This is a genomic window from Jiella sonneratiae (assembly GCF_017353515.1).
GTDB classification, from domain to species: Bacteria; Pseudomonadota; Alphaproteobacteria; order Rhizobiales; family Rhizobiaceae; genus Jiella; species Jiella sonneratiae.
Genome location: NZ_JAFMPY010000007.1, coordinates 48,649 through 71,197, shown reverse-complemented (window position 1 = coordinate 71,197; position 22,549 = coordinate 48,649). Strand labels below are relative to the sequence as shown.

Below are 22,549 nucleotides of genomic sequence, written 5' to 3'. Positions count from 1 at the left end.
CCGGCCGCCTCACCCCTGGCTCAGCCCCCCGAACAACGTCGGCATGTCGAGCGGGCGGAAGCCGTAATGTTCGAGCCAGCGGATGTCGGCGTCGAAGAAGGCTCTGAGGTCCGCCATGCCGTATTTCAGCATGGCGATGCGATCGATGCCCATGCCCCAGGCAAAGCCCTGATAGACGTCGGGATCGAGGCCGCCGGCGCGCAGCACGTTCGGATGCACCATGCCGCAGCCGAGGATCTCCATCCAGTCCGACCCTTCGCCGAAACGGACCTCTCCCGGCTTCGACCGGTCGCACTGGATGTCGACCTCGAGCGAGGGTTCGGTGAAGGGAAAGAAGGACGGACGAAAGCGCATCTTCACCTGCGGCACCTCGAAGAACGCCTTGCAGAACTCCTCCAGCACCCACTTCATGTTGGCGATGGTCGAGGTCTTGTCGACGACCAGGCCTTCGACCTGATGGAACATCGGCGTGTGGGTGGCGTCGGAATCCTGGCGGTAGGTCTTGCCGGGAATGACGATGCGGATCGGCGGCTCCTGAGCCTCCATGGTGCGGATCTGGACCGGCGAGGTGTGGGTGCGCAGCACCTTGCGTTCGCCCGCGGCGTCCGGGGCAAAGAAGAAGGTGTCGTGCATCTCGCGGGCCGGGTGGCCTTCGGGAAAATTCAGCGCCGTGAAATTGTAATAGTCGGTCTCGATGTCCGGCCCTTCGGCGATCGAAAACCCCATGTCGGCGAAGATCGCGGTGATCTCGTCGATCACCTGGGAGATCGGATGGATGCGCCCGCGCGCGGCCGCGCCCTGACGGACCGGCAGCGTCACGTCGAGCCGCTCGGCCCGAAGCCGTGCGGCGATCGCCGCCTCGGCCAGGACATCGCGTTTTGCCGCGATCGCTTCCTGCACCCGGTCGCGCAGGCCGTTCAGCCGCGGGCCGGCTTCCTTGCGCTCTTCGGGGCTCATCTTGCCGAGCCCCTTCATCATCTCGGAGATCCGGCCCTTCTTGCCGAGTTCGGCAATGCGGATCGCCTCCAGCGCGGCCTCGTTGCCTGCCGCGTCGATCGCGGCGAGAAGCTCGCCTTCCAGCGCCTCGGTGTCGTTCACCTGTCACCTCTTCGGTCTGCCCCCGCATGGCGGGCGCTCTTTCGCATCTGGGGATCGCATCTCGACGACGCGAAAAAGGCCCGCTGCGGCATTTCCCGCGCGGGCCTTTCCTCGAATGTCAGACGGGGCCTGTCGTTTGCCGCACGATCGACGCCGGACGAAAGCCGTCCGAAGTCCCAGATCGTGCGTCAGGCCGCGCGCTTTTCTCCGACCGCCCGCTCGTAGGCGCCCGGAAACTCGCCGTCCTTGAGATAGGCGAGCGCGGTCTTGGCGGATTCGCAGAGGGCGGCGAAGGCCTCCGGCTCGTGGATCGCGATGTCCGACAGCACCTTGCGGTCCACCTCGATGCCGGCCTTGTTCAGGCCGTCGATGAAGCGGCCGTAGGTGAGGCCGTGCTCGCGGACGGCGGCGTTGATGCGCTGGATCCACAAGGCGCGGAAGTTGCGCTTGCGGACCTTGCGATCGCGCGTCGCATACTGCTTCGAGCGGTCGACGGCGGCCTTGGCGGTGCGGATGGTGTTCTTGCGGCGGCCGTAGAAACCCTTGGCCTGCTTGAGAACCTTCTTGTGCTTGGCGTGGGCGGTAACGCCCCTCTTGACGCGTGCCATGATCTAAACTCCTGAAATCTTTCTGCCCGCGGCGCCGCTCAGCGGTCGTACGGCATATAGGTCTTGACGATCCGCTCGTCGGGCTTCGACAGGATCATCGTGCCGCGCGCGTCGCGGATGAAGTCGTTGGAGCGTTTGATCATGCCGTGGCGCTTGCCTGCGGCTCCCGCCTTGACGTGGCCGTTGGCCGTCATCCTGAAGCGCTTCTTGGCGCTCGACTTGGTCTTCATCTTGGGCATTTTGCTCTCCTTCAAGGGATCGCGACGCCGGACCGGGCCGTCTTGCGGCAGCCCCGGACAGTCCTTCTTAGAAGGGAAGGTCGCGAACAGCATCTGGAACCGCCACGGCATGCCCTGCCGGCCGGCTCACCTCTGAACGGTGGCTCTCATACGCGAGGGCGTGATCTTATGCAAGGGATCGTCCGGGATCGCGCCGCATGCGGGCCCGCTCCCCGGGCGCGAGCCGCCGACGCTTGATCGCCGGACCCGCCTCCGCCATAAGGCCCGGCAAAATCCGAGTTTCCTTCTTCGGAGCCGCCCCCATGAGCGATTTCGCCCCGCGCGTCTTTTCCGGCGTGCAGCCGACTGGCAACCTGCATCTCGGCAACTATCTCGGCGCGATCAAGAAGTTCGTCGCGCTGCAGGAAAGCCAGGACTGCATCTATTGCGTCGTCGACCTGCATTCGATCACCGCGCAGCTCGTGCATGACGACCTGAAGGGCCAGATCCGCTCGATCACCGCCGCCTTCCTTGCCGCCGGCATCGACCCCAAGCGCCACATCGTCTTCAACCAGAGCCGCGTCTCCGGCCATGCCGAACTCGCCTGGATCTTCAACTGCGTCGCCCGCATCGGCTGGATGAACCGGATGACGCAGTTCAAGGAGAAGGCCGGCAAGGACCGCGAGAACGCCTCGCTCGGGCTTCTCGCCTATCCCAGCCTGATGGCTGCCGACATCCTGCTCTATCGCGCCACCCACGTTCCGGTCGGCGACGACCAGAAGCAGCATCTGGAACTCACCCGCGACATCGCCATCAAGTTCAACAACGACTTTTCGCAGAAGATCGCCGCCGCCGGCCTCGGCACCGAGATCGCCATGGGGGAGGAGACGGTGAACGGCTATTTCCCGATCACCGAGCCGCTGATCGAGGGCGAGGCGACGCGGGTCATGAGCCTCAAGGACGGCTCGAAGAAGATGTCGAAATCCGACCCGTCGGACCTGTCGCGCATCAACCTGACCGACGACGCCGAGCAGATCGCCCGCAAGATCAGGAAGGCGAAGACCGACCCCGACGCCCTCCCCTCCGAGGTCAAGGGGCTGGAGGGCCGGGCCGAGGCGGACAATCTCGTCGGCATCTTCGCGGCGCTCGCCGAGACGAGCAAGGCGGCGGTTCTGACGGACTTCGGCGGCCGGCAGTTTTCCGAGTTCAAGCCGGTGCTCGCCGAGCTCGCGGTCGAGAAGCTCGCCCCGATCAACGGCGAGATGCGCCGGCTGACCGACGATCCCGGCCATATCGACGCCGTGCTGAAGGACGGCGGCGAGCGGGCCGGCGCGATCGCCGAAAGGACGATGCGCGACGTCAAGGAGATCGTCGGGTTTCTGCAGTAGGCGGACGCGGCCGAGCCTCGCAACCTGGATGATCTTTCGCTATCTTCTGCGGATCGACAGGCAACGAAGGAGGCCGGAATGGGCGGCGAAGCCATGACGGTGACGCTTTCGGGCGACGCGGCCGACAAGCTCCGCCGGCTGTCCGAAGCCTCCGGCCACGACCCCGCCAGCTATCTCGGCGTCATGCTCGACGAATATTTCGAGGCCGACATGGCCGAGATCGCGGAGCTGAAGCGGCGGATTGCCGACGTCGAAGAGAATGGCGGCCTCGCTCACGAGGATGTCGTGGCGGAGATACGCGCAATGCTCGACTCGGCCGACAAACGCCGAACCGCTTGAGGACGATCGTCTGGGCCCCGCGGGCGCGCACCGAGTTCCGCAATGCCATGCGATATCTCCGCGATCGTGACCCGCATGCCGCCCAACTCGTCTCGGATCGGATCGCGGCTGGTGTCGTGGCCCTCGCGAACCGACCGATCGGCCGTCCGACGAAGATGACGGGCGTTTCCGTCAAGCTGATTTTGCGCACGTCCTATCTCGTCACATACCGCGCGACTTCGGACAGGCTCGAAATCCTCCGCCTGATCCATCAGAAGCAGAAGACCGCGCCGAGCGGAGACGGGGACTCGTAAGCCAGGACCGCCCCACCTTGCCTCCGTCCCTTCTCCCCGCCATCTTAGCGCCATGGTTTCAAAACGACTGGGCCGCGAAGCCGGCGGCAAGCGCAAGTTCCTGGCGATCATCGACGGCACGCCCGAATGCACCCGGGCGGCCTCCTACGCCGCCTATCGCGCCAAGGCGTCGGGCGGCGGGGCGGTTCTCCTCTACGTCATCGAGCCCGGCGACTTCCAGCACTGGCTCGGCGTCGAGAAGCTGATGCGGGCCGAGGCGCAGGAAGAGGCCGAAAACAGCCTCGCCAAGGTCGCGGAGGACCTGCGCGAGGTCGTCGGCATCGAGCCGGAGACGGTGATCCGCGAGGGCAAGATCATCGAGGAGATCCACGGCCAGATCGAGGCCGACCGCGAGATCGCGATTCTCGTCCTCGCCGCGGGCGAAGCCGGCGAAGGGCCCGGACCGCTGGTGTCGGCGGTCGCCGGCAAGGGGGCGGCCTTCCCGATCCCGGTGACGATCGTGCCGGCCTCGCTCACCGACGACGAGATCATCAGCCTCTGCTGATGCGGCCGTGCCGGATCCGTCGCCAACGGCCGGGCGGTATCGGGCCGGTCGAAGCCGCCTGAAGATGCCCGGAGCCGTCAGCCGCCCCCCGCATGCCGCTGACATCCGGCCCCGCCGTCCCCATTTGTTGCGGCAGAAGCGGCGAGCCGGTAGAAAGCCGAAGGATTCCAGAAACGCCCTCCGGGACCGCCCCGACGCGACGAGAGCTGGCGAAAGGCCGAGACGATGTTCATCCAGACCGAAGTCACCCCCAATCCCGCGACCCTGAAGTTCCTGCCCGGCCGGGTGGTCGTCGAGCGCGGCACCGAGGAATTCGCCTCGCTCGAAGACGCCGAGATGCGCTCGCCGCTCGCCGCCCGGCTGATGGCGATTCCCGACGTTTCGGGCGTCTTCTTCGGCTACGATTTCGTCACCGTGACGAAGAAGGCGGCAGAGTGGCAGCATCTGAAGCCGGCGGTCCTCGCGGCGCTGATGGAGCATTTCATGGCCGGCGAGCCGGTCATGGCGCCGAGCGGCGCGCCGGCCGCCACGGGCGGCGAGGAGTTCTTCGATTCCGCCGACGAGAAGACCGTCGCGACGATCAAGGAACTGCTGGAGACCCGCGTCAGGCCGGCCGTCGCGCAGGATGGCGGCGACATCACCTTCCGCGGCTTCAAGGACGGCACCGTCTATCTCAACATGCGCGGCGCCTGCTCGGGCTGCCCCTCCTCGACCGCGACGCTGAAGCACGGCATCCAGAATCTGCTGCGCCACTTCCTGCCGGAGGTCGAGGCCGTGGAAGCCGTCGAGGCGGCTTAATTCGGGGTTAAGGCACACAAAAATCGATCGTGTCGCGGCGATCATGTTTTCGTTCAGGCTGAGTTTTCCCGAGGTGTGGAAAGGACGCGAAATGAAAGCGTCTATCGCTGAGGCCGAAGGCCGACTGGACGAACTCGTGCGCCGGGCCGAGGCAGGCGAAGAGGTCATTCTGACCCATCATGGAAAGCCCCGCATTCGGCTCGAGCCGGTCGATAAGGCGGCATCGAAGGCGGTCTCGCGGCGTGCCTTGCTGGAAGAAATTCAGCGGTCTGCGCGCCTCAACGCCACCCCCGGTCCCTCTGCGGCGCGCAGCCAGGATTTCCTCTACGACGAAGACGGCCTGCCAGGGTGATCGTCGTCGATACGTCTGCTTTGATGGCAATCCTGCTGGAAGAGGACTCGGCGAAGGTTTGCATCGAAGCCATCGCTCTCGCCGATTGGATATCGATCTCTGCAGCCTCTCTTTGCCCTGTTGCAATCTGCGTGGATCACGTGCGAGGCGGCCGAGATGGCACTTTGTTTCACCGGCGGCCGCATCGAAGCATCGGTTCGTCGACATGACCCGCCCGCGCCTGGCTCGTCCGACGCACCGATCTTGCCAGCAGTCATCCGCGAGCCCATGCCGCCCCTGATTCTCGCCATCGATACCGCCTTCACGCGCTGCACCGCCGCGATCTTCGACCCGGCCGGCGCAGGGCGTCTCCTCGCCGCGGCCGAACCCGAGATCGGCAAGGGTCATGCCGAGCGGCTGACCGGCGTCATCGCGGAGGTACTCGATGCGGCCGGGGCCCGCTACGGGGATCTGACGCGCATCGTCGTCGCCACCGGCCCCGGCTCCTTCACCGGCATCCGCGTCGGGGTCGCGGCGGCCCGCGGCCTGGCGCTCGCCCTCGACGTTCCGGCGGTGGGCGTCTCGACGCTGGCCGCCCTCGCCCATGGCGCAGTTTTCCGCAACGAATCCCGTGCGGCAGACGAGGGCGAGGAGGAAGGCGCCACGGCGAGCCCGATCCTCGCGGTTCTCGATGCCCGCCGCGGCGAAGTCTATGCCGGCCTCTTTGCGGCCGACGGAGGCCCGCTCGCCTCTCCCGCCGCGCTCGCCCCGGCGGCCCTGCAAGCATTCCTCGCCGATGCCGGCGCATGGCCGGGTCCGCTCCGGCTCGTCGGATCCGGGGCGCCGATCGCGGCAAGCCATCTCGCCGGCGGGCAGGCGATCCTCCTCGACGATCGCGACAGGATCGATCCGGAAGCGCTCGCCCGTCTCGGCGCGGCCGGTGCCGCGGAAACGCCGCCGCGGCCTGTCTATCTGCGCTCGGCCGACGCCAAGCCCTCCTCACTCCCCTCGTTGCGCCGGGACGCGACGGAAAGCTTTCCCTAATCGATCGCGGATATCATAGTGTTTTCAGTGACAGCGCCCGCCCGCCGAAGCCGATCGGCGGGCCGGGACTTATCGATCGACCGCAGTCCCGGAGATTTTCGGGGCCGGCATGGGGAGGCTTTGCGTCATGTACTGGTTCCTGCCCTGGGTCTGGACGACGAACTGGCTCGAGAGCTTCCTCGGGCAGGGTGAGCCTGTCGTCGCCGAACTCACCGACGAACATCTCGATGCAGCCGCGGAGCTGCACAGCGAGGCCTTCGACCAGTCATGGTCCGGAGACGAGCTTGGCACGCTGCTCGCCCAGCGCGGCAGCTTCGGCTACGTCGTGCGCCAGCCGGCGCTGGTGAACGGCCCGCCGCTCGGCTTCGTGCTCGCCCGCAACGTCGGCGGCGAAGCCGAGATCCTGACCATCACCGTCGCGCGCCGCAACCGCCGCGCCGGCATCGGCCGGCTGCTGATGGACAACGTGTTGCAGAAGCTCCACGCCGACCGGGCGCATTCGCTGTTTCTCGAGGTGGACGAGGAGAACGAGCCGGCCCTGAGGCTTTACAAGCGACTGCGTTTCGAGGAAGTGGGACGGCGCCCCGCCTACTACCAGCATCCGGACGGCAGGCGGACCAGCGCCCTGACCCTGAAGCGCAGCCTGTCGCGCGAGGGCTGAGAGCATCGGCAGGGCCCGAGGCTCCCCGCCCGCCGGACGACGGCGCAGACGAAAGCTTCACGCCGCCCCCGCGCGGTCCCTGCCGGGACGGCGCTCCGGGTCGACGGGACCGACCACGACGAAGAGACCCGTGCCCCTGAAACGCCGCGCCGAGAACGAGCCGTCATGATCGCCCGGCTTCGCGTCGGCTTCGTGGCCTTCGTGCTCGTCGCCATGACGCTGACCCTCTGGCCGCTTCAGGCCGTCGCGATGCGACGGGGCTGGCCGTTGCGCAAGCGGCTTCCGCATCTCTGGCACGTCGTCGCCTGCTTCGTCGCCGGGGTGAAGGTGACGGTCTCGGGGGAGCCGGCGGCCGGGCGGCCGCTGCTCATCGTCTCGAACCACCAGTCCTGGTCCGACATCATGGTGCTCGGCAAGGTGATGCCGCTCTGCTTCATCGCCAAGGCCGAGGTCGAGACCTGGCCGGCCTTCGGCCTCCTCGCGCGGCTGCAGCGCACCGTCTTCGTCGAACGCGAGGCGCGCGGGCGCACCGGCCGCCATGCCTCCGAGGTGGCGACGCGCCTGTCGGAAGGCGACGCGATGGTGCTGTTCGCCGAAGGCACGACCTCCGACGGCAACGAGGTCCTGCCGTTCCGCACCGCGCTGTTCGGCGCCGCCCAGATGGCGCTGCGCGATTCGGCCTCGAAATCCGTCCTCGTCCAGCCGGTGGCCGTCGCCTATACGCGCGCCAACGGCCTGCCGCTCGGCCGCTATCATCGCCCCCTCGCCGCATGGCCGGGAAACGTCGAGCTTTCTCCGCACCTGCTCGACTTCCTGAGAGAGGGCGCGATCGACGCCACCGTCGCCTTCGGCGAGCCGATCCTCTTCACCGAAACCTCGGATCGAAAGGCCGTGGCCCGGCAGAGCGAGGCGAGCGTCAGGCGCCTTCTCGCCGTTGCGCTGCGCGCCCGCGACTGACGATCCCGCGCCGCGACGGCGAAAAGCGGCCGCCGCCGCTTGCGCAACGCCACGATGCCGTCGATATATGGCGCTAGATCCTTTCCGAGGGTCGCGTGTCCCGAGCCTCCTCGACGAACCCGACCCGAACGAACCGGAGCCTGAACTGAAGGGCGCATGAGCGATACGAGGCAAGCGACAGTCCCGCCGACGCGACAGGCCGGTTCGCGCAAGGTGTTCATCAAGACCTATGGCTGCCAGATGAACGTCTACGATTCCCAGCGCATGGGCGATGCGCTGGCGAAGGGCGGATACGTGGCGACCGAGGCGATGGAGGAGGCGGATCTCGTTCTCCTCAACACCTGCCACATCCGCGAGAAGGCGGCCGAGAAGATCTATTCGGAGCTCGGCAGGATCCGCCGCCTCAAGGCCGATCGCGCCCTTGCCGGCAAGGGCACGCAGGTCGCCGTCGCGGGCTGCGTGGCGCAGGCCGAAGGCGAGGAGATCATCGCCCGGGCGCCGGTCGTCGACCTCGTCATCGGGCCGCAGACCTATCACCGGCTGCCGCAGGCGCTGTCGCGGGTCGACAGGGGCGAACGCGTGGTCGAGACCGACCATGCCGTCGAGGACAAGTTCGCGCATCTGCCGGAAGCCAGCCGCAGGGAAATCCGCGCGCGCGGCGTCACGGCGTTTCTCACCGTCCAGGAAGGCTGCGACAAGTTCTGCACCTTCTGCGTCGTACCCTACACCCGCGGTGCCGAGGCCTCGCGGCCGCTCGCCCGGATCGTCGACGAGGCGAAACAGCTCGCCGATGCCGGGGTGCGCGAGGTGACGCTGCTCGGCCAGAACGTCAATGCCTGGCACGGCGAGGATGCGGCCGGGCGGCCGATCGGTCTCGGGGCGCTGCTCTTTGCGCTCGCCGAAATCCCCGGCCTCGACCGGCTGCGCTACACCACCTCGCATCCCCGCGACATGGACGACGCCCTGATCGCCGCCCATCGCGACCTCGACGCCCTGATGCCCTATCTGCACCTGCCGGTTCAGGCGGGGTCCGACCGGATCCTGAAGGCGATGAACCGCCGGCATACGGCGGCGGACTATCTGCGGCTGGTCGAAAGGATCCGTGCGGCGCGGCCCGACATCGCCCTGTCGGGCGACTTCATCGTCGGCTTTCCCGGCGAGGACGACGCCGATTTCGAAGCGACGATGCAGCTCGTCGAGGCGGTCGGCTACGCCTCGGCCTTCTCGTTCAAATATTCGCCCCGCCCCGGCACGCCGGGCGCGGACATGACCGGCCATGTCGGGGAAGCGGTCAAGGGCGAACGGCTCGCCCGGCTGCAGGACCTGCTGCGCCGCCAGCAGCAGGGCTTTTCCGAGAGCCTCGTCGGCAGGAGACTCGACGTCCTCGTCGAGAAGCCGGGCCGTCACGCCGGCCAGGTCGTCGGTCGCTCGCCCTATCTGCAGCCGGTGGTGATGCCGCAGAGCGCCGGAAGCGTCGGCGACGTCGTGTCGGTGGCGATCGCCGCATCCCTCGCCAATTCGCTGATCGCGGAGGGCGCGATGCCCGCCGCGTCCCCCGCCTTCCAGCCCGCCGGGCTGGTCGCATGAAGGCCGTTCGCGGCGCTCCCCACGGCTCGGGTGCCTCCGACATGGCGCACATCGTCCTTTCCTTCGAGGACAACCGCCTCGCCAGCGCGCTCTTCGGCCAGTTCGACGAGCATCTCGCGCTTCTCGAGCAGAAGCTCGGCGTCGACTGCCGGGCCCGCGGCAACAAGGTCGAGATCCGCGGCGAGCCGTCCTCGGTCGAACAGGCGCGTCGGGCGCTCGACCATCTCTACGACCGTCTCGCCGGCGGCAGTGACATCGGCCCCAAGGACGTCGACGGGGCGGTGCGGATGGCGATCGCCAGGGACGACCAGCTCGACCTGCCGACACTCGAGCAGAAGGGGCGGATGGCGCTCGCCCAGATCTCGACCCGCAAGAAGACGATCCATGCGCGCACCCCGACGCAGGACGCCTACATGCGCGCGCTCGACCGCGCCGAACTGGTGTTCGGCGTCGGCCCGGCCGGCACCGGCAAGACCTATCTCGCCGTCGCCCATGCCGCCCAGCTCCTGGAGCGCGGCCAGGTCGACCGCATCGTCCTGACCCGCCCGGCCGTCGAGGCGGGAGAGCGGCTCGGCTTCCTGCCCGGCGACATGAAGGAAAAGGTCGATCCCTATCTGAGGCCGCTCTACGACGCGCTCTACGACATGATCCCGGCGGAGAAGGTCGAGAGGGCGCTGACCGCCGGCGCCATCGAGATCGCGCCCCTCGCCTTCATGCGCGGGCGCACGCTCGCCAACGCCGCGGTGATCCTCGACGAGGCCCAGAACACCACCTCGATGCAGATGAAGATGTTCCTCACCCGTCTCGGCGAAAACGCCCGCATGGCGGTGACGGGCGATCCGTCGCAGATCGACCTGCCGCCCGGCCAGAAGTCGGGTCTCGTCGAGGCCCTGCGCGTTCTCGACGGCGTTTCGAACGTCGTCACGGTGCGGTTTGCGGCACAGGACGTCGTGCGTCATCCGCTGGTCCAGGCGATCGTCGAGGCCTATGAGCGCGACGCGACCGAACAGCGCGGCGCCGCGAACGGCCTGCCGCTGGACCGCTGAGCCTTCGACCCGCCTTGACGGCCACGGACCGATGAACGAGCCCCAAGACCCCCGGCATCAGACGAAGGCCGCAGCGACGAGCGAGGCCGCGACCGACCGGACGGACTGCGACGAGGAGGTGCCGGAGGCTGGGGCGGAGACCGTCACGACGCTTCCCCTCCCCGGATTTGCCGCTTCGAGCATCGTCGTCGCCGTCGACGCCGGCGGCTGGATCTCGAGCCTCGGCCGTGACCGGCTCGTATTCTTGACGGGACGGGCCCTCGCGGCCGCTGCCCGGCATCTCGGCCTGCCCGCGGCACTTGCGACCGAAATTTCCGTCACCTACGCCGACGACGCGACGGTGCGGGAGGCGAACCACGCCTGGCGCGGCAAGGACAAGCCGACCAACATCCTGTCCTTCCCGCTGGTCCAGCTTCGGCCGGGAAAATTGCCCGGCCCGCTCGCCGGCGACCTCGTCCTCGCCTTCGAGACGGTGGCGCGCGAGGCCGCGAGCGAGGAAAAGCCGTTCGCCGACCATCTGTCGCATCTCATCGTGCACGGCTTCCTGCACCTTCTCGGCTACGATCATCTCGATGACGGCGAGGCGGCAGAGATGGAGGCGGCAGAGATCGCGATTCTCGGAAGTCTCGGCATCGCCGACCCCTATGGCGAGCCGCCGGACCGGAGCGCGGCGGGACGCGCGGATTCATGAGTGCCATGCGACGACGGCCTCGCAACCTTGCGGGCGATCGACTATTTTCAGGCGAAACCAAGCTTTGAGTGAGACGATGTCACCTGAGGAGAACGCCGCGGAGCGTCCGGAACCGGATTCGGCGAGCGGCGACAGCAGCGGCGACGATCGAAGTCGCCAGCCCCCCGCGCAGCAGCAGAATGCGGGGCGCGGCTTCTTCGACGGCCTGTTCGAGCGGCTGCGACCGCGCATGCCCCGGCTCGTCCGGGAGGACCTGACCAAGGCGCTCCTGACCGACGACCCGGAGGCCGACAGCTTTTCGCCGGCCGAACGGGCGATGCTCAACAACATCCTGAGGCTGCGCGAGGTCCGGGTCGAGGACATCATGGTGCCGCGGGCCGACATCCGGGCGGTGGAGATCTCGACGACGCTCGGCGAACTGATGAAGCAGTTCGAGGCGAGCGGCCATTCCCGCATGCCGGTCTATGGGGAGAGCCTCGACGATCCGCGCGGCATGATCCACATCCGCGACGTCGTCGGGCACATCACCCGCGTCGCGCGGCCGGCGAAATCCCAGAACGGCAACGGCTCCGGCCAGCGCAAGCCGCGGGCCGGTCTCGACCTCCGCCAGATCAACCTCGCCCGCAAGGTCGAGGATCTGGGAATCATCCGCACCGTCCTGTTCGTTCCGCCCTCGATGCTCGCCACCGACCTGATGGCGAAGATGCAGGCCTCCCGCACCCAGATGGCCCTCGTCATCGACGAATATGGCGGCACCGACGGCCTCGTCTCGCTGGAAGACGTCATCGAGATGGTCGTCGGCAACATCGAGGACGAGCACGACGACGAGGCGGCGATGATCACCGAGCGCGGCGACGGCATCTTCTACGCCGACGCGCGGGCCGACCTCGAGGACGTCAAGCGGCTCATCGGCGAGGACTTCGACATCTCCGAATACGAGGAGGAGGCGGACACGATCGGCGGGCTGCTGTTCTCCGAACTCGGCCGGGTGCCGGCCCGCGGCGAGGTGATCCAGGCCGTTCCGGGCTTCGAGTTCCAGGTGCTGGAGGCGGACCCGCGCCGCGTCCGGCGGGTGCGGATCGTGCGCTTTCGCCAGGGCGAGAAGCGTCGTCGCATCGTCGAGGGCCTCGCCGACCAGGCCTGAGCCGCCTTATTCCGCTCGGCCGGGGGGCATCGCCTCGCGGCCCCACGCCGGCCTTCCTCTGCCCCGGCCCCGATCCACAGGCTCGGCTCCGCCCCCTGGCCGCCTCGCGCCGAGGCAGCCCGAACCAGCTTGAGGAAAGCGTTATGGCTTCCAATCGGGTTCTGGGCTAAGTCCGGCTCCAGGGGGATCGAATGCTTCGGAGTCTGGAGCGGGGGCGGTTGGGCGCAGCGATCGGCCACAACGAGAGAACGGCCGCCGGGTGGTTCGTCGACCGCCTCGCCGGGCGCGTCATGCTGCTCGAAGGCCTGCCGCGGATCCTCGCCGCGATCCTCGCAGGCGCCGTCGCGGCTCTCGCCCTGCCGCCGCTCGACTTCCCCGCCGCCGCCTTCATCGCCTTTCCCGTTCTCGTCTGGCTGCTCGACGGGGTCGGCGCCCGGCGCAGCCTCGCCGCCACGCTGCTTGCGGACTTTCTCGTCGGCTGGCTGTTCGGCTTCGGCTATTTCGTCGCCGGGCTGTGGTGGCTCGGCAGCGCCATGCTGGTCAACGCCGCGGCCTTCGCGGTGTTCATCCCCTTCGCCGTCCTCGGCCTTCCCGCCATTCTCGCGGTCTATTACGGGCTGGCGACGATGCTGGCGCGGCGGTTCTGGCCGGACAGCGCCTTCCGCATCCTCGTCCTCGCCGCCGCCTTCGCCTTGATGGAGTGGCTGCGTTCCTTCGTGCTCACCGGCTTTCCGTGGAACGAGATCGGCGTCCTCGCGGCGCCGACGCCGCTGTTGATGCAGGTGGTCAGCCTCATCGGCGTCCACGGCCTGACGCTCGCCGCGGTGATCGTCTTCGCGGCGCCGGCGGTCATCGGCGACCGGCACGGGCGGATGCCGGTGCTCGCGATCGCCGGCCTCCTCGTCGCGGCCGATCTCGGCTACGGCTATCATCGCCTCGCGACGCATCCGACCACCTTCGTCGACGGCGTCGAACTCAGCGTCGTCCAGGCGAACATCGCCCAGTCCGACAAGTTCGACGAGGAAGCCGCCCAGAGGATCTTTTCGCGGCAAATCGCGGTGACCGAAAAGGGCCGCGAGGCGCGGGCGAAGCCGGCGGCCTCCGAAAGCCCCGCCTCCGCCAAGGTCGTCGCGGTCGAGCCGCAGGGCCGCACCCTGATCGTCTGGCCGGAATCCTCGCTTCCCTTCGTCCTCACCGAACGCCCCGAGGCGGTGGCCCGTCTCGCCGACATGATCCAGCCGGGCGAGACGCTGATCGCCGGTGCGCCGCGCGTCGAGCCGACGGCATCGGGCGGCGAGCGCCTCTACAATTCCGTGCTCGTCGTCGACGACAACGGCGAGATCGTCGACGCGCGCGACAAGGTGCATCTCGTGCCCTTCGGCGAATTCCTGCCCCTCGAGCGCTATCTGTCGCGCCTCGGCATCATGAACCTTTCCGAGATGCCGGGCGGCTTTTCGGCGGGGACCGAGCGCAGCGCCGTCGAACTCGCCGGCGCGCCGGCCTTCCTGCCGCTGATCTGCTACGAGGCGATCTTTCCGGCCGACATCGCCGCGAGCCTCGGCGGCGCCCGCCCGGGCTTCATCGTCAACGACACCAATGACGGCTGGTTCGGCGAAACGCCCGGCCCCTATCAGCATCTGAGGCTGGCGGAACTTTCCGCCGTCGCCGTCGGGCTGCCGCTGGTGCGGGCGGCAAATACCGGCATCTCCGTCGTCACCGATCCGTTCGGCCGCGAGATCGACGCGCTCGCCCTCGGCGCCACCGGGACGATCGAATCCCGCCTGCCGGCGGCTGCCGCGCCGACGCCTTATTCCCGCCTTCGAAATCTCCCCTTCTTCGTGTTGCTGGCTGCAACATTTATCGTTGGGGTGAGCATTTGGTTATTCGTCAGTCGGCAAACGGATTGACATCGCGGTTCTAATGCGCGACGCCATGGTCCGATGCTAAGGGGGATGAATGGTTTCCCAGCGTAGCCGGTCTGCCCCTGACCGACCGACCGACCCACTGGTCCGATGGTAAACGCGGGTCGAAGAAGCAAGGGCTAGACGATGCAGGAGAGCAAGAAAAAGCCGAATCCCATCGACACCCATGTCGGATCGCGGGTCAGGCTTCGTCGCACCATGCTCGGCATGAGCCAGGAGAAGCTCGGCGAGGCGCTCGGCATCACCTTTCAGCAGGTGCAGAAATACGAGAAGGGCTCGAACCGCATCGGCGCGAGCCGCCTGCAGCACATTTCCGACGTCCTCAACGTGCCGGTGGCGTATTTCTTCGAGGACGCGCCGGGATCCGCCGCGCCCTCGCGCAGCGGAATGGAAGAGACCGGCTCCGACTACGTGGTCGATTTTCTGTCGACGTCGGAAGGACTTCAGCTCAACCGGGCCTTCGTGAAGATCCCCGATCCGAAGGTCCGAAAGCGCGTGATCGACCTGGTGCGGACGCTGGCCGGTTCGTCGGACGAGGCCGCGAAGTCCTGAAAATCGCGCAGATTCGTCGGTTTTTTGGCGCCGCTGTGGCTTGACCTCCACGCGCTCATGCCGCAAACCCCGCAGCGGCCAGCGGGAAACACCCCCCCGACATCTTATCCAAGCCGGTCCGAGTGCCCGGCCGTGACGCGGAGGCTTCCCTTCCGTGACGGTCGCACGGACCCGAGAAGAGGGAAAATCGAATGCCACGCATGGACTACCTGTTCACCAGCGAAAGCGTCTCCGAAGGCCATCCCGACAAGGTCTGCGACCGGATCTCCGACGAGATCGTCGACCTGGTCTACCGGGAAGCCAAGAAGGGCGGCGTCGATCCCTGGTCGGTGCGAATTGCGTGCGAGACGCTGGCGACGACCAACCGCGTCGTCATCGCCGGCGAGGTCCGCCTGCCGCCGTCGCTGATGAAGACCGACAAGAACGGCAAGGAGGTGATCAACCCCTCCCGCTTCAAGTCGGCCGCCCGGCGCGCCATCCGCGACATCGGCTACGAGCAGGACGGCTTCCACTGGAAGACCTGCAAGATCGACGTGCTCCTGCACTCGCAGTCCGCCGACATCGCCCAGGGCGTCGACAAGGCCCATGAGGTGCGTGACAAGACCGGCACCAACGAAATCTCCGAGGGCGCGGGCGACCAGGGCATCATGTTCGGTTATGCCTGCAAGGAGACGCCGGAGCTGATGCCGGCGCCGATCTACTATTCCCACAAGATCCTCGAACTGCTCGCCGCGGCCCGCAAGTCCGGCGAGGGCGAGGCGTCCAAGCTCGGCCCGGACGCCAAGAGCCAGGTGACCATCCGCTACGAGGACGACAAGCCCGTCGCGGTCACCTCGATCGTGCTCTCGACCCAGCATGTCGACCCCTCCTGGGACTCCAAGAAGGTGCGCCAGGTCGTCGAGCCCTATATCCGCGAAGCGCTGGGCGAGCTGCCGATCGCCGACGACTGCAACTGGTACATCAACCCGACCGGCAAGTTCGTCATCGGCGGCCCGGACGGCGACGCCGGCCTCACCGGCCGCAAGATCATCGTCGACACCTATGGCGGCGCGGCGCCGCACGGCGGCGGCGCGTTTTCCGGCAAGGACACGACCAAGGTCGACCGCTCGGCGGCCTATGCCGCGCGCTACCTCGCCAAGAACGTCGTCGCGGCGAATCTCGCCGAAAAATGCACGATCCAGATCGCCTATGCGATCGGCGTCGCACAGCCGGTGTCGGTCTATGTGAACCTCCACGAGACCGGCAAGAACGTCACCGAGGTCGAGGTCGAGAAGGCGATCCGCGCGGTCATGGACCTGTCGCCGACCGGCATCCGCCGGCAGCTCGATCTCAACAAGCCGATCTACGCCAAGACCTCGTCCTACGGGCATTTCGGCCGCAAGCCGGGCCGCGACGGGTCGTTCTCCTGGGAGAAGACCGATCTCGCGCCGAAGCTGAAGGCCGCGCTGAAGGGCTGAAGTCCCGCCTCGCCGGGCCGCCGATCTTCTGAGGCGGGACGGCGAAGCATCGCGAAAAAGAACCATCGGGCCCGGCCAGCGCCGGGCCCTTTGCTTTGCCCGGGATGGTCGCCCCGATGCAGCCGGGCGCCCGGGTCGCCGCCGCTGTCGGCCGCCTCGAAACGGAGCCATCGCCCATGGTCGCCAAGGATCATCCCGAGCGTCGCCGCGAGGCCTTCTTCGGCCGGCTGAAGGGACCGAAGCTGAGGCAGCATCAGGCCGATCTGATCGCAAGGACCCTGCCCGCCCTGCGGCTCGACCTGTCACGGCCGGCGCCGCTTCATCCGGCCGCGCTCTTCGCGGCGCCGGTGGAACGCACGAGGCTCGAGATCGGCTTCGGCGGCGGCGAGCATCTGCTTCATCGGTCCAGGGCGGATCCCGCCTGCGGCTTCATCGGCGTCGAACCCTTCGTCAACGGCATGGCGAAGCTTCTCTCGGCCCTCGAAGACGCCCCCCGCGACAATCTCCGCCTCTTCGACGACGACGCGACGCTCCTCCTCGACTGGCTGCCGGAAGGCTCCATCGACGCCGTCGACCTGAACTATCCGGATCCCTGGCCGAAGCGGCGACACTTCAAGCGACGCTTCGTGAATGCAAGGAACCTCGACCGCCTCGCCCGCGTCCTGAAGCCGGGCGGGCTGTTCCGCTTCGCCTCCGACATCGACACCTATGTCGACTGGACGCTGCGCCATCTCGGCGACCATCCGGCCTTCGCCTGGACCGCCGAGCGCCCCGCCGACTGGCATCAGCCCTTCGAAGGCTGGCCGGGCACCCGCTACGAGGCGAAGGCGTTCCGCGAGGGACGGACGCCGGCCTATCTGACGTTCCGGCGGATCGAAGGCTGAGCGTCAGGCCGGCTCGACGAGGTCCCAGCGGTTGCCGCAGAGGTCCTCGAACACGGCGACGGTCCCGTAGGTCTCGACCCGCGGCTCCTCCAGGAAGCGGACGCCGGCGGCGGTCATTCGGGCGTGATCGCCGGCAAAGTCGTCGGTCTCGAGATACAGGAAGACGCGGCCGCCGCCCTGCCCGCCGACCTGACCGCGCTGTGCGTCTCCGGCGGCTCTTGCGAGGAGAAGCTCGGCGCCGCGCCCGCCGGGCGGGGCGAGGCGGACCCAGCGCTTTTCGCCGGTGAGCGGCGTGTCTTCGAGGAGGACGAAGCCGAGGCACCGGCAGAACCATGCGATCGCCGCGTCGTAGTCTTCGACGAGAAGCGCGAGGCGGGCGATGGCGCGATCGCTCACGGCGCCTCCTTCGAGACCGGGGCCGCCTGCCGGCGACGCCCGCGTCGTGCGACCTTCAGGACCAGTTCCCGGTCGGCCGCCCCGGTCAGGAAGGCCATGGCGAAGTAGACGACCATGCCTGCGGCCACCAGGCCCGCGAGCGCGGGAAGTTCGCGATGCAGTCCTGCACCGGAGGAGAGCCAGGGCGACAGTTGATCGAGGCCGAAGACGAGCGCCGCCCCCATGACCGCCGCCGACAGGAGAACCAGGAGCGTGCGCTTCAGAAGCGCCCGGTCGACCTCCCAGAGCCCCCGGCGGTAGAGGCCGAGGAACAGCAGGCCGGCATTCAGCCAGCCGGCGATCGTCGTCGCGAGAGCGATGCCGCGTTCGGAAAAGAGCCAGAAAAGACCGAGCGACAGGACGATGTTCGCGCCGGCCGAGATCAGCGTCGCGAACATCGGCGTGCGCGTGTCCTCGCGGGCGAAGAAGCCCGGCGAGAACACCTTGATCATCACGAAGGCCGGCAGGCCGAGGGCATAGAGCCCGAGCACGGCGGCAACCGCGACGGTGGCCGACGCCTCGAACTGGCCGCGCTCGTAGATCACCCGGATGATCGGCTCGGGGATCAGGAACAGCGCGACCGCCGCCGGGACGGTCAGGAACAGCGCGAATTCGAGCGACCGGTTCTGGGTGTGCTGGGCCTCGCGCAGGTGCCCGGCCTTCAGCGCCCGGGCGAGCTCGGGCAGGAGAACGACGCCGATCGCCACCCCGACCATGCCGAGCGGCAGCTGGTAGGGCCGGTCGGCATACTGGAGAATGGAGACGGCGCCCGGCTTGAAGGAGGCGATCGCCTGGCCGACGAAGAGGTTGATCTGGGTGATGCCGCCGATCAGTGCAGCGGGCCCGGCGAGGACGAGCAGCCGTTTCAGCGCCTTCGTCCAGCGCGGCCGCTTCAGCGCGACGCCGAAGCCGGCGAGGCGCATCGCCACCACCACCATGGCGAGCTGGGCGATGCCGGCGGCGAGCACGCCCCAGCTCATCAGGAAGCCGATGGTCTGCTTGTCGGCGCCGGTCTTGAGCGCATAACCGATCACGCCGATCAGGATGAAGTTGAGCAGCGTCGGTGCGGCGGCCGCGGCGAAAAAGCGGCGGAAGGCGTTGAGGATGCCCGAGACCATCGCCAGCATCGACATGCAGGCGAGATAGGGAAACATGATGCGCGAGAAGGCGATGGTGATGTCGTAGCGCTCGGCGCAGGAGATCGCCGCCCCGCCGGCCGACGGATCGTCGACGCAGACGGCGAGACCCGGCGCGATGATCGTCTTCACCAGAAACGGCATGAAGACCATCGCCAGCACCGTCACGGCCGAAAGCACGGTGAACAGCGTCGAGAAGACCTCCGAGGCGAAGCGACGCGCGCCCTCCTCGCCCTCTTCCTCGAGCGAACGGGCGAACAGCGGGATGAAGGCGGAATTGAACGCCCCTTCCGCGAACAGCCGGCGGAACAGGTTGGGAAAGCGGAAGGCGAGGTTGAAGGCGTCGGCGACCGGCCCGACGCCCAGCGCCGAGGCCATCAGCATCTCGCGGGCAAAGCCGAAGATGCGGCTGACCAGCGTCGCGCCGCCGACCGTCGCGAATTTCGACAGGAGGCTCATGGGCGGTCGAGCCCGTAGACCTTCTCCGTCGGCAGGACGCCGGCGGTCATCGGCTCGCTGCCGGGATTTTCGAAGACGTGTGCCAGCCAGTCGACGATCCGCTCGGTGCGGCTTTCGCTGGTGATCTTCGTGCCGAGCAGGTCGGTGACGTAGAACACGTCGACCACCTTCTCGCCATAGGTCGAGATGTGGGCCGAGCGGATGTCGAGATTGAGATCGGCCATCGCCCGGGAGAGATCCGACAAGAGCCCCGGCCGGTCGAGGCCCTCGACCTCGACGACGGTGAACTGGTTGGACAGGTCGTTGTCGATCCTGACGCTCGCCGGGATCGAGAAGGCCTTGGGCGGACGCTTGGCCTTCTGGCCGGAGATCAGCCGGCGGCGGGAATCGCGGCCCTGCAGGAGGTTGCGGATATGGCCGGAGATGCGCTCGCCGCGCCTGAGCTCGTCGGCATCCTCTGCGAATTCCCGGTTCAGGACCAGAACGTCGAGGGCGCGCCCGTCGGACATGGTGAAGACCTGGGCGTCGGCGATGTTGGCGCCGGCCCCGGCGCAGGCCCCGGCCAGCATCGACAGGAGCCGCGGATGGTCGGGCGCCAGCACCATGATCTCGGTGATGCCCTGGAAGGCGTCGGTCCTGACGCGGATCGACAGCGGTTCGCCGGCCAACGCCTCGCGGATGAAGGCGGCGTGGCGCACCTGCTCCTCCAGCGGCGTCGTCAGGAAGTAGTTTGGATAGTGTAGGTCGAGATAGGCCTCCCGCTCGGCCTCCGCCCACTCGTCCAGGCGCTCGGCGAGACGCCGGCGCGAGGCGTCGAGGCGCTCGGCCCGGGTCGACCGGGTGAAGCCGCCGGTGAGCGTCGGCTCGGTCTCGAAATAGAGCGTGCGCAGCAGCTGCCCCTTCCAGCCGTTCCAGACGCCGGGGCCGACCGCCCGGATGTCGCAGACCGTCAGAATCATCAGAAGGTTCAGCCGATCGATCGTGCGCACCCGCTCGGCGAAGTCGAGGATCGTCTTGCGGTCGCTGATGTCGCGCTGCTGGGCGGTCATCGACATCACCAGATGGTCTTCGACCAGCCAGGCGACGAGATCGGTCTCGCGCTCGTCGAGGCCGAGCCGCGGGCAGAGGCGGCGGGAGATCCTGGCGCCGGCGACGGAGTGGTCCTCCGGCCGCCCCTTGGCGATGTCGTGGAGAAGCAGCGCGACGTAGAGCGCCCGGCGATCCTTGATCGTACCGACGAGTTCCGTCGACATCGGATGCTCGCCGGCAAGTTCGCCCCGCTCGATCAGCGAGAGGACGCCGATCGACCGCAGCAGATGCTCGTCGACGGTGAAGTGATGATACATGTTGAACTGCATCATCGCGACGATCTTGCCGAAGTCCGGGATGAAGCGGCCGAGGACGCCCGCCTCGTTCATCCGCCTCAGATGGAACTCGGGATTGGTCCGGTCGGTCAGAACGTCGAGGAAGAGGCTGTTCGCCTCCGGGTTTTCCCGCAGTTCCCCGTTGATCAGCCGCAGCGACCGGCGGATCAGCTTCAGCGTGTCGGGGTGATATTCGAGGCTGTTGGACGCGGCGAGGCGGAACACGCGGATGAGGTTCACCGGGTCGTCGCGAAACACCGTCGGCGAGGAGACGTTGATCCGGTTGTTGTCGATATGGAAGTCGATGGTGCCTGGGATCTTCTTTGCCCGGCCGCGCAGGTTGCGCACGAGGTTGCGGATCCCCGCGATGCCCGGCGCCGCCTTGGCATGCTGCTCCTCGAGCGCGGCGCAGAGGATGCGCGTCAGGTCGCCCACGTCCTTGGCGATCAGGAAGTAGTGCTTCATGAAGCGCTCGACGTCCTTCAGCCCCGGATGGGCGTTGTAGCCGAGGCGCCCGGCGATTTCCGGCTGGAGGTCGAAGGACAGGCGTTCCTCCGCCTTGCCCGTCGCGAAGTGCAGATGGCAGCGCACCGCCCAGAGGAAATCCTCCGCCTTCTGGAACAGCCGCAGCTCGCGCCGAGAGATGACACCGAGTTCCGCGAGGGTCTCCGGCGTGGTGACGCGGTAGTGGTACTTGGCGATCCAGAACAGCGTGTTGAGGTCGCGCAGGCCGCCCTTGCCCTCCTTGACGTTCGGCTCGACCAGATAGCGGGTGTTGCCGAGCTTGGCATGCCGGGCGGCGCGCTCGGCGAGCTTTGCGGCGATGAACGCCTCGCTGGTTCCTTCCACGACTTCGCGCTGGAAGCGTTCGCCGAGTTCCCGGAACAGCATCTCGTCGCCGACGATCAGCCAGCGCTCGAGGATCGAGGTGCGGATCGTCATGTCGGCAGTGGCGAGCTTGATGCACTCGTCGACGGTGCGCGAGGCGTGGCCGACCTTGAAGCCGAGATCCCACAGAAGATAGAGCAGATATTCGACCACCTGCTCGCCGAGGGCCGTCTGCTTGTAGGGGAGCAGGAAAAGGAGATCGATGTCCGAGCCAGGCGCCAGCGTGCCGCGGCCGTAGCCGCCGACGGCGACGATCGCCATGCGCTCGCCCGAGGAGAGGTTGGACGAGGGAAAGACGTGGCGGAGCGCGAAATCGTGGATGCGCTCGATCAGGACGTCCTGAACGGTGGCGAGCCGCCGTGCGCAGTCGAGGCCGGCACGGTCCTCGCGGAACGCCTCCTCCACCCTGGCGCGGGCGTCGCGCACGACGTCGCGGAGATAGGCAAGCACCTTCGCCCGTGCCGCATCGGACGACCCGCCGGCACTGTCGGCCTCGGCGATCGCGGAAAGCCCGGCAGCGACGCCGGCCGCGTCGATGAAAGCGGACACGTCGATCTGCGAGACCTTGGCCGGGCCGGTCGTCACCTTACGGCTCGCCGCCGCACTCTGGGCCATGAAACTTCCTGCGACACGTTCGGATGGCTGCCCGCTATATCGCACATGCCCGGAGCGGCAAAGCGAAAGGCCGCCCCGGTCGTACCGGAA

At 67.8% G+C, this 22,549-nt stretch carries 23 protein-coding genes; 17 read left to right on the top strand and 6 right to left on the bottom strand.

The genetic code is table 11. From position 1 onward, the window contains the following. Positions 1-9 precede the first annotated feature (9 nt). The 3 genes from pheS to rpmI all read right to left on the bottom strand — a co-directional run bounded on the left by pheS (position 10) and on the right by rpmI (position 1,945). Entirely contained in the window at positions 10-1,098 is a 1,089-nt protein-coding gene (gene pheS, locus J1C47_RS08615) for a phenylalanine--tRNA ligase subunit alpha (protein ID WP_207350345.1), read from the bottom strand. A gap of 188 nt (positions 1,099-1,286) precedes the next feature. Then, positions 1,287-1,706 carry a 50S ribosomal protein L20 gene (gene rplT / locus J1C47_RS08610; RefSeq protein ID WP_207350344.1) on the bottom strand — a complete coding sequence of 140 codons (420 nt, stop codon included), beginning with the start codon at positions 1,704-1,706 and terminating at the stop codon, positions 1,287-1,289. A gap of 38 nt (positions 1,707-1,744) precedes the next feature. Continuing rightward, positions 1,745-1,945 (bottom strand): 50S ribosomal protein L35, encoded by a 201-nt coding sequence (rpmI, locus tag J1C47_RS08605; RefSeq protein WP_134761604.1) that lies wholly within the window; start codon positions 1,943-1,945, stop codon positions 1,745-1,747. 302 nt (positions 1,946-2,247) lie between these two features. Here rpmI and trpS point away from each other — a divergent pair, with 302 nt between their 5' ends. From trpS to trmB, 17 genes are all read left to right on the top strand, one after another. Continuing rightward, entirely contained in the window at positions 2,248-3,312 is a 1,065-nt protein-coding gene (trpS, locus tag J1C47_RS08600; RefSeq protein ID WP_207350343.1) for a tryptophan--tRNA ligase, read from the top strand. Positions 3,313-3,390: 78 nt separating this feature from the next. Beyond that, entirely contained in the window at positions 3,391-3,651 is a 261-nt protein-coding gene (locus tag J1C47_RS08595; RefSeq protein ID WP_207350342.1) for a hypothetical protein, read from the top strand. Further along, complete coding sequence (locus J1C47_RS08590; RefSeq protein WP_207350341.1) at positions 3,648-3,944, top strand: type II toxin-antitoxin system RelE/ParE family toxin; 297 nt, start codon at positions 3,648-3,650, stop codon at positions 3,942-3,944. Before J1C47_RS08595 ends, J1C47_RS08590 begins: the two co-directional genes overlap by 4 nt. A gap of 52 nt (positions 3,945-3,996) precedes the next feature. Continuing rightward, positions 3,997-4,488, top strand: a complete 492-nt coding sequence (locus J1C47_RS08585; RefSeq protein WP_207350340.1) for a universal stress protein — start codon at positions 3,997-3,999, stop codon at positions 4,486-4,488. 225 nt (positions 4,489-4,713) lie between these two features. Then, the gene (locus J1C47_RS08580) at positions 4,714-5,286 is read left to right on the top strand and encodes a NifU family protein (protein WP_207350339.1); all 573 of its coding nucleotides are present in this window, start codon (positions 4,714-4,716) and stop codon (positions 5,284-5,286) included. Positions 5,287-5,377: 91 nt separating this feature from the next. Continuing rightward, positions 5,378-5,638: a type II toxin-antitoxin system Phd/YefM family antitoxin gene (locus J1C47_RS08575; RefSeq protein ID WP_207350338.1), complete on the top strand. Its 261-nt coding sequence runs from the start codon at positions 5,378-5,380 to the stop codon at positions 5,636-5,638. A gap of 267 nt (positions 5,639-5,905) precedes the next feature. After that, a complete protein-coding gene (tsaB, locus tag J1C47_RS08570) occupies positions 5,906-6,661 on the top strand; it encodes a tRNA (adenosine(37)-N6)-threonylcarbamoyltransferase complex dimerization subunit type 1 TsaB (RefSeq protein WP_207350337.1) in 756 nt (251 codons plus the stop codon). A gap of 127 nt (positions 6,662-6,788) precedes the next feature. Continuing rightward, a complete protein-coding gene (locus J1C47_RS08565) occupies positions 6,789-7,322 on the top strand; it encodes a GNAT family N-acetyltransferase (RefSeq protein WP_207350336.1) in 534 nt (177 codons plus the stop codon). Between the two features lie 165 nt (positions 7,323-7,487). Beyond that, positions 7,488-8,279 carry a lyso-ornithine lipid O-acyltransferase gene (olsA, locus tag J1C47_RS08560; protein WP_207350335.1) on the top strand — a complete coding sequence of 264 codons (792 nt, stop codon included), beginning with the start codon at positions 7,488-7,490 and terminating at the stop codon, positions 8,277-8,279. A gap of 156 nt (positions 8,280-8,435) precedes the next feature. Further along, a complete protein-coding gene (gene miaB / locus J1C47_RS08555) occupies positions 8,436-9,866 on the top strand; it encodes a tRNA (N6-isopentenyl adenosine(37)-C2)-methylthiotransferase MiaB (protein ID WP_207350334.1) in 1,431 nt (476 codons plus the stop codon). Next, positions 9,863-10,912: a PhoH family protein gene (locus J1C47_RS08550; protein WP_245396448.1), complete on the top strand. Its 1,050-nt coding sequence runs from the start codon at positions 9,863-9,865 to the stop codon at positions 10,910-10,912. The genes miaB and J1C47_RS08550 overlap by 4 nt, the downstream gene beginning before the upstream one ends. 118 nt (positions 10,913-11,030) lie before the next feature. Then, positions 11,031-11,603, top strand: a complete 573-nt coding sequence (gene ybeY, locus J1C47_RS08545) for an rRNA maturation RNase YbeY (protein WP_425354551.1) — start codon at positions 11,031-11,033, stop codon at positions 11,601-11,603. Between the two features lie 76 nt (positions 11,604-11,679). Continuing rightward, the gene (locus J1C47_RS08540; protein ID WP_207350332.1) at positions 11,680-12,747 is read left to right on the top strand and encodes a hemolysin family protein; all 1,068 of its coding nucleotides are present in this window, start codon (positions 11,680-11,682) and stop codon (positions 12,745-12,747) included. A gap of 218 nt (positions 12,748-12,965) precedes the next feature. Continuing rightward, the gene (gene lnt, locus J1C47_RS08535; protein ID WP_245396447.1) at positions 12,966-14,654 is read left to right on the top strand and encodes an apolipoprotein N-acyltransferase; all 1,689 of its coding nucleotides are present in this window, start codon (positions 12,966-12,968) and stop codon (positions 14,652-14,654) included. A 141-nt stretch (positions 14,655-14,795) separates the two neighbouring features. Continuing rightward, complete coding sequence (locus tag J1C47_RS08530; RefSeq protein ID WP_207350330.1) at positions 14,796-15,221, top strand: helix-turn-helix domain-containing protein; 426 nt, start codon at positions 14,796-14,798, stop codon at positions 15,219-15,221. 191 nt (positions 15,222-15,412) lie between these two features. Further along, the gene (gene metK / locus J1C47_RS08525) at positions 15,413-16,678 is read left to right on the top strand and encodes a methionine adenosyltransferase (RefSeq protein ID WP_207350329.1); all 1,266 of its coding nucleotides are present in this window, start codon (positions 15,413-15,415) and stop codon (positions 16,676-16,678) included. 176 nt (positions 16,679-16,854) lie between these two features. Then, complete coding sequence (trmB, locus tag J1C47_RS08520; protein ID WP_207350328.1) at positions 16,855-17,562, top strand: tRNA (guanine(46)-N(7))-methyltransferase TrmB; 708 nt, start codon at positions 16,855-16,857, stop codon at positions 17,560-17,562. A 3-nt stretch (positions 17,563-17,565) separates the two neighbouring features. Here trmB and J1C47_RS08515 read toward each other — a convergent pair whose 3' ends face one another. Genes J1C47_RS08515 through J1C47_RS08505 form a run of 3 tightly spaced genes read right to left on the bottom strand, consistent with a single transcriptional unit; the run spans position 17,566 to position 22,459 of the window. Next, a complete protein-coding gene (locus J1C47_RS08515; protein WP_207350327.1) occupies positions 17,566-17,958 on the bottom strand; it encodes a VOC family protein in 393 nt (130 codons plus the stop codon). Further along, the gene (gene murJ, locus J1C47_RS08510) at positions 17,955-19,592 is read right to left on the bottom strand and encodes a murein biosynthesis integral membrane protein MurJ (RefSeq protein ID WP_207350326.1); all 1,638 of its coding nucleotides are present in this window, start codon (positions 19,590-19,592) and stop codon (positions 17,955-17,957) included. The genes J1C47_RS08515 and murJ overlap by 4 nt, the downstream gene beginning before the upstream one ends. Beyond that, positions 19,589-22,459 (bottom strand): [protein-PII] uridylyltransferase, encoded by a 2,871-nt coding sequence (locus J1C47_RS08505; RefSeq protein ID WP_207350325.1) that lies wholly within the window; start codon positions 22,457-22,459, stop codon positions 19,589-19,591. The genes murJ and J1C47_RS08505 overlap by 4 nt, the downstream gene beginning before the upstream one ends. Positions 22,460-22,549 lie beyond the last annotated feature (90 nt).